This is a genomic window from Streptomyces sp. NPDC093064 (assembly GCF_044754605.1).
Lineage (GTDB): Bacteria > Actinomycetota > Actinomycetes > Streptomycetales > Streptomycetaceae > Streptomyces.
The window spans coordinates 186,308-197,962 of sequence record NZ_JBIVPK010000008.1; the positions used below are offsets into that span (position 1 = coordinate 186,308).

Genomic DNA, 11,655 nt, shown 5'->3' on the forward strand with positions numbered 1-11,655 from the left:
GATATGAGCAATGCCGCGTCGCCGCGCAACGGCTCTGACCAGCCGTGGCGTACCGAGGGCACGCCGGACGAGCCGCCCAGGCGGGTCGGCGCCGGACGGATGCGCGGCAGGTGGTGGGGCCTGCTCGTCACCGCGGTGATCGTCTTCCTGGTGGCCTACGGCGGGCTGAGCTACTACAACCAGGGCAACGAGCCGACGATCTCGTACACCGAGTTCAGCAGGCAGCTCGACGCGGGCAACGTCGGCACGATCTACTCCAAGGGCGACGCGATCCAGGGCCGGCTCAAGAGCGCCCAGGCCAATCCCGAGAGCGGCGGGAAGTACACCAAGTTCAAGACGCAGCGCCCGGCCTTCGCGGACGACAGGCTCTGGCAGGGCCTGAGCAGCCACCATGTCACCGTGACCGCGCAGCCGGTCGTGCAGGAGCGCGGCCTGCTGTCGAATCTGCTGCTCTCGCTGGCGCCGATCGCGGTGCTGGCGGCGCTGTGGATCTTCTTCGCGCGGCGGATCGGCTCGGGTCTGGGCGGGCCGGGCGGTCTGCTGGGGCGCAAGACGCCGCCCAGGCCGGTCGAACTCCAGCCGGGCACCCAGCGCACCACCTTCGCGGACGTGGCGGGCATCGACGAGGTCAAGGGCGAGTTGGACGACGTCGTCGACTTCCTGGAGCATCCGGACGCCTATCGCCACATGGGCGCGAAGATGCCCCGCGGGGTGCTGCTCACGGGGCCGCCGGGCACGGGCAAGACGTTGCTCGCGCGGGCCGTGGCCGGTGAGGCGGATGTGCCGTTCTTCTCGGCGTCGGCGTCCGAGTTCATCGAGATGATCGTGGGGGTGGGTGCCTCCCGGGTGCGCGAGCTGTTCGCGGAGGCCCGCAAGGTGGCGCCGTCGATCGTCTTCATCGACGAGATCGACACCATCGGCCGGGCCCGGGGCGGCGGTGCCTCGGTGGGCGGGCACGACGAGCGCGAGCAGACGCTGAACCAGATCCTGACGGAGATGGACGGCTTCTCCGGCTCGGAGGGCGTCATCGTGCTCGCCGCCACGAACCGCGCCGACGTGCTGGACCCCGCGCTGACCCGTCCGGGCCGTTTCGACCGGGTGGTGAGCGTCTCGCCGCCGGACCGGGGCGGCCGCGAGGCGATCCTGCGGATCCACACCCGCCAGATCCCGCTCTCCCCGGACGTGGACCTCGCCCGAGTGGCCCGTACGACTCCGGGCATGACCGGGGCGGAGCTGGCCAACCTCGCCAACGAGGCCGCCCTGCTCGCGGTCAAGCGGCGGCAGGAGCAGGTGACGCGGGCCGACTTCTCGGAGGCGCTGGAGAAGGTCCAGCTCGGCGCCGAACGTGCGCTGGTGATGCCCGAGGAGGAGCGCAGGCGCACCGCGTACCACGAGAGCGGGCACGCCCTGCTGGGCATGCTCCAGCCCGGCGCGGACCCCGTTCGCAAGATCACCATCGTGCCGCGCGGGAGGGCGCTCGGGGTGACGCTGTCGACGCCGGAGTCCGACAAGTACGCGTACACCGAGGAGTACCTGCGGGGCCGCATCATCGGCGCGCTGGGCGGCATGGCGGCGGAGCACGTCGTCTACGGGGTCGTCACGACCGGCTCCGAGCACGACCTCGAGCAGGTCACCGGCATCGCGCGCGGGATGGTGGCCCGCTGGGGCATGAGCGAGCACCTGGGCCGCCTCTCAGCCCTGCCGGACGACGCCCAGCAGGCCTACGGGCTAGCCGCCGCCCCGCAGACCCTGGACACCATCGACAGCGAGATGCGGCGCATCGTCGACGAGTGCTACGAGGAGGCGTGCCGCAAGCTGCGCGACCACCGGGGACAGCTGGACGCGCTGGCGCAGGCGCTGCTGGAGAACGAGACGCTGGAGGAGGCCGACGCCTACCGGGTCGCCGGGATCACCCGGCTGCGGAAGGAGGCGGAGGCCGGCGGCGTCCAGTGAGGTTCGGGGGTGTGCGGGCGCCGGTGTCCGGGCGTCCGGGTTCGGGCCGTCGTGTTCAGGGTGTCCGCATTCAGGGGGTCCGTGCGATCAGGTACCGGAAGACGTTGGGCATCCACACGGTGCCGTCCGGCCGCTGATGTACGTGCAGGGCCTCGGCGAGTTCCTTGTCGACCTGGTTGCGGTCGGTGGCGGCGACGGCCGCGTCGAACAGCCCCGTGGAGAGCAGTCCGCGTACCGCGCTGTCGAGGTCGGCGTACCCGAAGGGGCAGGCGACGCGGCCGGAGCCGTCCGGCCGCAGACCGGCGCGCTGGGCCACCTCCTCCAGGTCGTCGCGCAGGGCGGGCCGCCAGCTGCCGGGGCTGCGCAGCGGATCGGCGAGCTTGGTCGCCACCCGCAGCACGGACGAGGTCGCGCAGCGCTCCGGCGGTCCCCAGCCGGCCAGGACCACGGGCGCCCCCTTCTCGGCGAGCGGTGTCGCGGCGGCGAGTAGGCCGGACAACCCCTCCGAGTCGCCCGCGAGGCAGCCGATCGGCTCGAAGGCGGTCACGACGGTGAACGCGGGGCTGCCAGGAGTGGCGGCGTCCCGCGGTGATCCGTCGACGATACGGGCGGTCGCACGCGTGGGTGTGTCCCACGGTTCCGGGAGCAGCCGCCGGCGGGCGAGGGCCAGCCGCTCAGGGCGGGAGGAGTCGACACCGGTGACCGTCGCGCCTCTGGCCGCGGCCAGGAGCAGGGCGAGCCCGGAGCCGCAGCCGAGGGCCAGCAGCCGTGTGCCGGAGCCCACGTCCAGTCGCGCGTAGACGGCCTCGTAGAGCGGGATCAGCATCCGCTCCTGGATCTCGGACCAGTCACGCGCGCGTGCGTGTGGCTCCGTGTCGGGGACTGTTGCCGTGTGCCGTACGTGCTGCCGCACGAGCGCAGGTGTCATGGATAGGCGCCCCAATCCGCCGAGTGCTGTCGCTGTGCCCGGTTCCGTGGCCCCCGCGCCGTGCGCTCCCACTTCCCCCCGTATGCCAGGTAACTCCGAGCCCTTCCTCGCGTCCAGGGGTCGCGGGGCCCTGCTTGCGTCCTGCGGCGGTGCGGGCAGAGATTTCACATCCCGGCAACCTGGATCCGGGATCGACGTGGCCGGAAGTCGGCTTGTCCTATGGGCCGGTGCCGGACGCCGGAGGCGCACCGGGTAACGTCGCGGGCGTCGCGAGCGCCGACCGGGATGAGGGTCCCCGGCGGGGAAGCGGCCGAAACGCCTCTTGCGCGTGGCGCGATCCCGACGCCCCCCGCGTGCGCGAGGGGCGTACGCGCCGGTGCGTACTCCCTTTGCGCACCACCTTGGGTGGAGCTGTGCGGCTTCTCCGCAGATCAGCGCACCCGCCCTCGTCAGGACGCATCAGCGACGACTGACGGGTACGTGCAAATTATTTGGGATGGCCCGGAATAGGAACACAGCGGCCCTCCGGCTCGTTGTCATTACGTGAGCACGACACCACCTGTTCTCGCCGCAGAGCTGGCGCAGGCGTGGGCCGACATTCAGCGGTACCACCCCGAGCTGCCGGACCTTGCCGCGCCTGAGTCCCTGATCGGGGAGTCGTCGTCCGCGTGCGGACACGAACTCTCCTTCGAGCGACTGCTTCACGAGGCAGTCCATGGCGTCGCCGCCGCGCGCGGCGTACGCGACACGTCCCGTGCCGGCCGCTACCACAACCGCAGGTTCCTCGCGATCTCCGAGGAGCTGGGCCTGGACCACCCCGAGGAGCCGCACCCGAGCAGCGGCTTCTCGCTGGTCTCGCTCAGCCCCGAGGCGAAGCGGCGCTACCGCCCGACGATCGAGCGCCTCCAGCGTGCGCTGAAGGCGCACTCGGTCGCCACCTCCGCCGACACCGGTCGTTCCTTCCGCGGACCGGCCGCCCGCCACGGCTCGTCCGGCGGCGGAGTCAGGGTCAAGGCGGTCTGCGACTGCGGTCGCAATGTGCGGGTCGTCCCCTCGGTCCTGGCCCAGGCCCCGATCATGTGCGGCGGCTGCGGCAAGCCGTTCAGGATCCCGGAGCCGGTGGGCGCCGCGACCGGCTGACCGGCTCACTGCGCGTACCGGCATCTCGTGGGTGCCGGGTGAGCAGCAGGACGGTGCGCGGGGTGCCGCCGTACGCGGCGGCACCCCCGCCGACGCGGGCAGGCGCTCGCATCCACGGCACCCGGAGCGCCGGGTGCCGCTCAGTCGTGCCCGGGGGCGGCTCCCGCACCCTCCGCCCGGCGAGACCCACCGGGTGTGGCACAATGGCTAGCTGTACTCGACAGCCGCACAGGACCCCTCTCTCCTCCGGCTGACGCGTCCATCGGGCACTCGGGTACCGCAACCCCACGCGGCGTCTCCGCCGTGCCCAACCACGTCAAATCCAGGAGAACCCACTCCCGTGGCAGTCAAGATCAAGCTGAAGCGTCTGGGCAAGATCCGTTCGCCTCACTACCGCATCGTCGTCGCCGACTCCCGTACCCGCCGTGACGGCCGGGCCATCGAGGAGATCGGTCTGTACCACCCGGTGCAGAACCCCTCGCGCATCGAGGTCAACGCCGAGCGTGTGGCGTACTGGCTCTCCGTCGGCGCCCAGCCGACCGAGCCCGTGCTCGCCATCCTGAAGAAGACCGGCGACTGGCAGAAGTTCAAGGGCGAGCCCGCCCCTGCGCCGCTGCTCCAGCCGGCCGAGAAGACGGCGCGCCCGTCGTTCGAGGCCCTCGGTGGCGACGACGAGAACAAGGGTGAGGCCATCACCCAGAAGAAGAAGGCTGAGAAGAAGGACGAGGCCGCGGCCGAGTCTTCTTCGGCTGAGTCGACCGAGGCCTGAGCAGCATGCTCGAGGAGGCGCTTGAGCACCTCGTGAAGGGCATCGTCGACAACCCTGACGATGTGCAGGTCGCCTCGCGCGACCTGCGCCGCGGACGGGTGCTCGAGGTCCGGGTGCACCCGGACGACCTCGGCAAGGTGATCGGCCGCAACGGCCGCACCGCACGCGCCCTGCGCACTGTCGTGGGCGCCATCGGCGGCCGCGGTGTCCGTGTCGACCTCGTCGACGTGGACCACGTCCGCTGACGCTTTTCGCAACCGGCTCGGGCCGGGGAGGGCCGCTGGGCCGTCCCCGGCCCGTAGTCGTATGAGCCGCCCGGCGGCTCGCGTTCAGAGTTCCGACAGGAGATCTTCCACGTGCAGCTGGTAGTCGCACGGATCGGCCGCGCCCACGGCATCAAGGGCGAGGTCACCGTGGAGGTACGTACCGACGAGCCCGAACTGCGGCTCGCCCCCGGCGCCGTCCTGGCCACCGACCCGGCGTCCGCCGGCCCGCTGACCATCGAGACGGGCCGCGTCCACAGCGGTCGCCTCCTGCTGCGCTTCGAGGGCGTGCGCGACCGCAACGCCGCCGAGGCCCTGCGCAACATCCTCCTGATTGCCGAGATCGACCCGGAGGAGCTTCCCGAGGGTGAGGACGAGTACTACGACCACCAGCTGATGGACCTCGACGTCGTCACCGTGGACGGCAAGGAGGTCGGCCGGATCACCGAGATCTCCCACCTGCCCTCCCAGGACCTCCTGATCGTCGAGCGTCCGGACGGCACCGAGGTGATGATCCCGTTCGTCGGAGAGATCGTCACCGAGATCGACCTGGAGGAGCAGCGGGCGATCGTCGACCCGCCGCCCGGCCTCATCGACGACCAGGCCGTCCTCGACGAGGCTGCCGACGGGCCCGGCGCCTCCTCGGGCACGTCCGCGGAGGAAGAGTCCTGATGCGGCTCGACGTCGTCACGATCTTCCCCGAGTACCTGGAACCCCTGAACGTCTCCCTCGTCGGCAAGGCACGCGCGCGTGGACAGCTGAACGTGCACGTCCACGATCTGCGCGGCTGGACGTACGACCGCCACCACACGGTCGACGACACGCCCTACGGCGGCGGCCCCGGCATGGTCATGAAGACCGAGCCCTGGGGCGACGCCCTGGACACCGTCCTCGCCGACGGCTACGAGACCGGCTCGCACGCGCCCGCGCTCATCGTCCCGACGCCCAGCGGCCGGCCCTTCACCCAGGAACTCGCCGTGGAGCTCTCCGAGCGCCCCTGGCTGATCTTCACACCGGCCCGCTACGAGGGCATCGACCGCCGGGTGATGGACGAGTACGCCACCCGGATGCCCGTCTACGAGGTCTCCATCGGCGACTACGTCCTCGCCGGTGGCGAGGCGGCCGTGCTGGTCGTCACCGAGGCCGTGGCGCGGCTGCTGCCCGGCGTCCTGGGCAACGCCGAGTCGCACCGCGACGACTCCTTCGCGCCCGGCACGATGGCCAACCTCCTGGAAGGCCCCGTCTACACCAAGCCGCCCGAGTGGCGCGGCCACGGCATCCCCGAGGTGCTGCTCAGCGGCCACCACGGGAAGATCGCCCGCTGGCGGCGGGACGAGGCCCTGCGGCGCACGACGGCCCACCGGCCCGACCTCATCGAGCGCTGCGATCCGAAGGCCTTCGACAAGAAGGACCGCGAGATGCTGTCCATCCTGGGCTGGTCGCCGGACCTCGAGGGTGAGACGCACGGTCGATTTTGGCGCAGGGCCGACGACGTGGAAGAATAGGGCGCTGCTGTGCGCTGGTCCGGCGTGCGCCCCTGCCACAGGGGGACACGACGCCCGTCCCGACCCGCGCAGCACCGACCCCATACATCTAGTGCCCGTTGATGACCTGTGGCATCAACGAAGAAAGCAGACGAAATGTCTCACCTGCTCGACTCCGTCGACGCCGCGTCGCTGCGCGAGGACATCCCGGCCTTCCGCCCGGGCGACACCGTCAACGTCCACGTCCGCGTCATCGAGGGCAACCGCTCCCGTGTGCAGCAGTTCAAGGGCGTGGTGATCCGTCGCCAGGGCTCCGGCGTGCGCGAGACCTTCACGGTCCGCAAGGTCTCCTTCTCCGTCGGCGTCGAGCGCACCTTCCCGGTGCACACCCCGATCGTCGAGAAGATCGAGCTCGTCACCAAGGGTGACGTGCGCCGCGCCAAGCTGTACTACCTGCGCGAGCTGCGCGGCAAGGCCGCGAAGATCAAGGAGAAGCGCGAGAACTGAGCGCTTCTCGGAGTTCATGGCGGGGCCGGATAACATTCGGCCCCGATGGACACCGAAGCACAGCAGACGGAGCGCGACCGCTCCTCCCGCCCTTGTGACGGCGAACCCGGTGAGACCCCGGGGACGCGGGGGCCGGAGGAACGGTCGCGTTTCGCGTTGATGTCGCGGATCACCGAGTGGCTTCCCGGCGGGAGGATCACCCTGGCCGCGCTGAGCGGCCTGGTCTTCCTGCTGCTCCTCAACACGTTCGTGATGCAGCCGTTCGAGATTCCGAGCGGATCCATGGAGCCGGGATTGAGGATCGGGGACCGCGTTGCCGTAAACAAGTTGGCGTACCGTTTCGGAGCCGTGCCGCGGCGCGGCGATGTCGTCGTGTTCGACGGCACCGGGTACTTCGGGGACGGCGACTACATCAAACGCGTTGTGGGTGTAGGCGGAGACCATGTGGTCTGCTGTGACGAGGAGGGCAGGATCCAGGTGAACGGCCGGTCGGTCGACGAGTCGACGTTCCTCTACCCCGGTGACAGCCCGTCCGCCGTGTCCTTCGACGTCGTCGTGCCCGAGGGCACCCTGTTCGTCCTGGGCGACCACCGGGGCGACTCCAGCGACTCACGCGACCATCTGGGCTCGCCGGGCGGCGGCATGATCCCGGTCGGCGACGTGATCGGCCGGGCCGACTGGATCGTCTGGCCCTTCGGCCACCGGACCCACCTGCACCGGCCGGACGCCTACGCGCGTGTGCCCGCCGCAGCCCATGCGGGCGGCGGCCATGGGTAGCCGCGGCAGGCCGCGCGGTGTCTCCGCCGACGCCGCCGACAACCTCCTGCCCACCGGGGCGCGGCGCGCCGCGGGCTCGGCCGGTGGCCGCACCCGCGCGGAGCGGCGCAAGCTGCAACGCAAGGTCAAGCGGCGGCGCAGGCGCTCCGCGGTCCGGGAGATACCGCTCCTCGTCGGTGTCGCCGTGCTCATCGCCCTGGTGCTGAAGACCTTCCTCGTGCAGGCCTTCGTGATCCCGTCGGGCTCCATGGAGCAGACGATCCAGATCGGCGACCGGGTCCTGGTCGACAAGTTCACCCCGTGGTTCGGCGCCAAGCCACAGCGCGGGGACGTCGTCGTCTTCAACGACCCGGGCGGCTGGCTGGCCGGCGAGCAGACCGCCCACAAGGACGACCCCGTCGGGGTCAAGCAGGTCAAGCAGGGCCTCACCTTCATCGGCCTGCTGCCCTCCGACGACGAGAAGGACCTCATCAAGCGGGTCGTCGGCGTCGGCGGTGACCACGTCAAGTGCTGCGACACGCAGGGCAGGGTGACCGTCAACGGTCTTCCCCTGAACGAGGGGGACTACCTCTATCCGGACAACGCCCCCTCCAACACCCAGTTCGACATCACCGTCCCCCCGGGCCGGCTGTGGGTGATGGGCGACCACCGGGCCAACTCCGCCGACTCGCGCGCCCACCAGGACACCCCGTACGGCGGAACCGTCTCGGAGAACTCCGTGGTGGGGCGGGCCATGGTCATCGGCTGGCCCGTCGGCCACTGGACCATGCTGAAGGAGCCGAAAACCTTTTCTTCGGTGCCCGACGCGGCGGCTGGGTCGACCGCCGCTCCCCGCCTGTCGCATAGGGTTGCCCCAGACGATCCGAACGGATCGGTTCGACTCCCGAGCCCTGCGGAACTCCCGCTCGTTATGGGAGTGGTGGGCCTGCGCCGCGCACGGGGCAGGCGGCGGCACGGAGTGAGGAGTTGGCGTGGGGGATGTGGCGGTTGGCGCACGGTCCGGACACGACGGCGAGGAGCACCGCGGACACCCCGAGGGAGCGGCGGACTCCGCTGCGCGCAGCGCCGTGACCTCCGGGAGTGAGAGCGAGACAGCCGAGGACGGCACGGTGACGGAGCACAACCACAGCGGTGACCAGGGGAGCGGGGACAGCACCCCCGAGGCGAGGAAGCCCCGCTCCTTCTGGAAGGAGCTGCCCATCCTGATCGCTATCGCGCTGGTGCTGGCGCTGCTGATCAAGACCTTCCTCGTACAGGCGTTCTCGATTCCCTCGGACTCGATGCAGAACACCCTTCAGCGGGGCGACCGCGTCCTCGTCGACAAGCTGACCCCGTGGTTCGGCTCCGAGCCCGAGCGCGGCGAGGTCGTCGTCTTCCACGACCCGGACGACTGGCTGGCGGGCGAGCCGGCGGCCAGCCCGAACGCGCTGCAGACCGTGCTCAGCTGGATCGGCCTGATGCCGTCCGCGGAGGAGAAGGACCTCATCAAGCGCGTCGTCGGCGTGGGCGGCGACACCGTCGAGTGCAAGAACACCGGCCCGCTGATGGTCAACGGCAAGCCGCTGTACGAGCCGTACGTCTACCCGGGCAACACGCCGTGCAGCATCGACGACCAGGGCGGCCAGTTCACGGTGCACGTGCCCGCGGGCTACATCTGGGTCATGGGCGACCACCGGCAGAACTCCCGGGACTCGCGCTACAACCAGACCGACAAGAACCACGGCATGGTCCCGGTCAAGGACGTCGTCGGCCGTGCCATCGTCAAGGCCTGGCCGATCAACCGCTGGGGCACGCTGCCGGTCCCGGAGACCTTCGACCAGCAGGGCATCAACGATCACTCCTCGGCGGCGGGCGCCCTGACGGTGGCCCCCCAGGGCGTGGCCCTGACCGCGGTCGTGCCGGTGGCGCTGTGGCGGCGCAGGCGGGCCGCGAAGGCCGTGACCGGTACGGGCACCCCGACGACGGCCACGGGAAGCCGCTGAGCCGCTGGGCCGCCGAGCCGGGGCAGTGCGGCGGCGCGGCGGCTTCCGCCGGTACCGTCCGCCGCTGTGAAGTCCTCGTGGAGCATGCGGCGGTGGCCCGGAAGGAGGGGCTGCCCCGTTCCGGTACCGCCCGGTAGGGTTCGGGTCCATGGGTGGCGAGAGCACGACGCGTACGGCCCCGCGCAGCGGCGGCACGGGCAGGGATCCGGTGGGCGGCAAGGCCGGGCAACGGCTGTCCGGGCTCGCCGTGGCCGTGGGGCTGGTGCTGTTCCTCGGGGGATTCGCGTGGGCGGCGGTGATCTACCGCCCGTACACCGTGCCCACCAGTTCGATGGTGCCGACGATCGGCATCGGCGACCGGGTGCTGGCCCAGCGGGTCGACGGCGGTCAGGTGCACCGCGGTGACGTGGTCGTCTTCCATGACAAGACCTGGGTGCAGAACTCCGCCGTGATCAAACGCGTGGTCGCCGTCGGCGGCGACACCGTCGCCTGCTGCGAGCAGGGCAGGCTGACCGTCAACGGCAAGCAGGTCGACGAGCCGTACCTGAAGGGCGCCGTCGCCGAGGCCGGCGGTTTCCCGACCGTGAAGGTGCCCCAGGGCCGGCTGTTCCTGCTCGGCGACGAGCGCCAGGGCTCCCTGGACTCCACCGCCCACATCACGGACGCGGCCGCGGGCACCGTCTCGCGCGACGCCGTGGACGCCCGGGTCGACGCCGTCGTCTGGCCCATGAAGGGCCTGCTCGAGCGTCCCACCGGCTTCGAGGCGCTCGGCGCCCTCTCTCAGCCCGGACCGCTGCGCACGATCACCATGATGATCGTGGCGGGTGCCGTCCTGGTCCTCGCCGGGGGCGCCTACGGCCCGATCGCGACGTGGCTGGGCGGCTCGCGCGCCCGCACCCGGACGGAGCCGGCCGGTGCTCGCTGAGGACGCCGGGGACGCCGAGGACGCCGCAGGCACGGACGGTTACCGCGGCGGACTGCGCAAGGTCGCCCGGGTGGTCCTGCTCGACCCCGAGGACCGCATCCTGCTGCTGCACGGCCACGAGCCGGACGACCCGGCGGACGACTGGTGGTTCACCCCGGGCGGCGGCCTGGAGGGCGCCGAGACGCGCGAGGAGGCCGCCCTGCGGGAACTCGCGGAGGAGACCGGCATCACCGAGGTCGAACTCGGCCCGGTGCTGTGGCGCCGCACGTGCTCGTTCCCGTTCGCGGGCCGACGCTGGAACCAGGACGAGTGGTACTACCTGGCCCGTACGGACCGGACCGCGATCGAGGCCACGGCCCTGACCGAGCTGGAGCGGCGCAGCGTCGCCGGAGCGCGCTGGTGGACGTGTCAGGAACTGATCCGGGCACATGAGACGGTGTATCCGACCAGACTCGCCGAGCTGCTGCGCACACTGCTCGACGAAGGTCCCCCGGCCGGGCCCGTGACCCTCGACACCGAAATCGTCTAGGGCCTCATGGGACTGGCGCACAATGGTGGGATCGCACGGCTGAAGGGGAACATGCCATGAGCGCCGAGGACCTCGAGAAGTACGAGACCGAGATGGAGCTCAAGCTCTACCGGGAGTACCGCGATGTCGTCGGTCTGTTCAAATACGTGATCGAGACCGAGCGGCGCTTCTACCTCACCAACGACTACGAGATGCAGGTCCACTCGGTACAGGGTGAGGTGTTCTTCGAGGTGTCGATGGCCGACGCCTGGGTGTGGGACATGTACCGGCCGGCCCGGTTCGTGAAGCAGGTACGCGTCCTCACGTTCAAGGACGTGAACATTGAGGAGCTGAACAAGACCGATCTGGAGCTGCCGGGCGGGTGAGGGGCGTCAGCGGTCCTCTCTCGCCGTCACTCG

The 11,655-nt window shown here is 70.9% G+C and carries 14 protein-coding genes; 13 read left to right on the top strand and 1 reads right to left on the bottom strand.

What is annotated here, in order from left to right; genetic code table 11:
• The first annotated feature begins 3 nt into the window (after positions 1–3).
• On the top strand, positions 4–1,953 hold the full coding sequence (gene ftsH / locus ACIQFZ_RS12930) for an ATP-dependent zinc metalloprotease FtsH (protein ID WP_365419670.1): 1,950 nt from the start codon (positions 4–6) through the stop codon (positions 1,951–1,953).
• Positions 1,954–2,023: 70 nt separating this feature from the next.
• On the opposite strand, the gene ACIQFZ_RS12935 is transcribed toward ftsH, so the two are convergent.
• Positions 2,024–2,881, bottom strand: coding sequence for an SAM-dependent methyltransferase (locus ACIQFZ_RS12935; protein WP_402691216.1), 858 nt, complete (start codon positions 2,879–2,881; stop codon positions 2,024–2,026).
• A gap of 543 nt (positions 2,882–3,424) precedes the next feature.
• On the opposite strand from ACIQFZ_RS12935, the gene ACIQFZ_RS12940 reads away from it, so the two are divergent.
• From ACIQFZ_RS12940 to ACIQFZ_RS12995, 12 genes are all read left to right on the top strand, one after another.
• Entirely contained in the window at positions 3,425–4,021 is a 597-nt protein-coding gene (locus ACIQFZ_RS12940; protein WP_361425376.1) for a hypothetical protein, read from the top strand.
• A gap of 340 nt (positions 4,022–4,361) precedes the next feature.
• The gene (gene rpsP / locus ACIQFZ_RS12945) at positions 4,362–4,790 is read left to right on the top strand and encodes a 30S ribosomal protein S16 (RefSeq protein WP_365419675.1); all 429 of its coding nucleotides are present in this window, start codon (positions 4,362–4,364) and stop codon (positions 4,788–4,790) included.
• Between the two features lie 5 nt (positions 4,791–4,795).
• A complete protein-coding gene (locus ACIQFZ_RS12950; protein ID WP_005479813.1) occupies positions 4,796–5,035 on the top strand; it encodes an RNA-binding protein in 240 nt (79 codons plus the stop codon).
• A 111-nt stretch (positions 5,036–5,146) separates the two neighbouring features.
• Positions 5,147–5,725, top strand: a complete 579-nt coding sequence (gene rimM / locus ACIQFZ_RS12955; RefSeq protein ID WP_365419678.1) for a ribosome maturation factor RimM — start codon at positions 5,147–5,149, stop codon at positions 5,723–5,725.
• Complete coding sequence (gene trmD, locus ACIQFZ_RS12960) at positions 5,725–6,558, top strand: tRNA (guanosine(37)-N1)-methyltransferase TrmD (RefSeq protein ID WP_365419680.1); 834 nt, start codon at positions 5,725–5,727, stop codon at positions 6,556–6,558. Before rimM ends, trmD begins: the two co-directional genes overlap by 1 nt.
• A gap of 135 nt (positions 6,559–6,693) precedes the next feature.
• Entirely contained in the window at positions 6,694–7,044 is a 351-nt protein-coding gene (gene rplS / locus ACIQFZ_RS12965) for a 50S ribosomal protein L19 (RefSeq protein WP_361425388.1), read from the top strand.
• Between the two features lie 45 nt (positions 7,045–7,089).
• Entirely contained in the window at positions 7,090–7,821 is a 732-nt protein-coding gene (gene lepB, locus ACIQFZ_RS12970; RefSeq protein WP_365419684.1) for a signal peptidase I, read from the top strand.
• Positions 7,814–8,905, top strand: coding sequence for a signal peptidase I (gene lepB / locus ACIQFZ_RS12975; RefSeq protein WP_365419685.1), 1,092 nt, complete (start codon positions 7,814–7,816; stop codon positions 8,903–8,905). Before lepB (ACIQFZ_RS12970) ends, lepB (ACIQFZ_RS12975) begins: the two co-directional genes overlap by 8 nt.
• A complete protein-coding gene (lepB, locus tag ACIQFZ_RS12980; protein ID WP_376652190.1) occupies positions 8,793–9,803 on the top strand; it encodes a signal peptidase I in 1,011 nt (336 codons plus the stop codon). The genes lepB (ACIQFZ_RS12975) and lepB (ACIQFZ_RS12980) overlap by 113 nt, the downstream gene beginning before the upstream one ends.
• 148 nt (positions 9,804–9,951) lie before the next feature.
• The gene (gene lepB / locus ACIQFZ_RS12985; protein WP_365419691.1) at positions 9,952–10,728 is read left to right on the top strand and encodes a signal peptidase I; all 777 of its coding nucleotides are present in this window, start codon (positions 9,952–9,954) and stop codon (positions 10,726–10,728) included.
• The gene (locus tag ACIQFZ_RS12990; RefSeq protein ID WP_376652188.1) at positions 10,718–11,257 is read left to right on the top strand and encodes an NUDIX hydrolase; all 540 of its coding nucleotides are present in this window, start codon (positions 10,718–10,720) and stop codon (positions 11,255–11,257) included. The genes lepB (ACIQFZ_RS12985) and ACIQFZ_RS12990 overlap by 11 nt, the downstream gene beginning before the upstream one ends.
• A 56-nt stretch (positions 11,258–11,313) precedes the next feature.
• Positions 11,314–11,622 (top strand): DUF2469 domain-containing protein, encoded by a 309-nt coding sequence (locus ACIQFZ_RS12995; RefSeq protein WP_008745401.1) that lies wholly within the window; start codon positions 11,314–11,316, stop codon positions 11,620–11,622.
• Positions 11,623–11,655 lie beyond the last annotated feature (33 nt).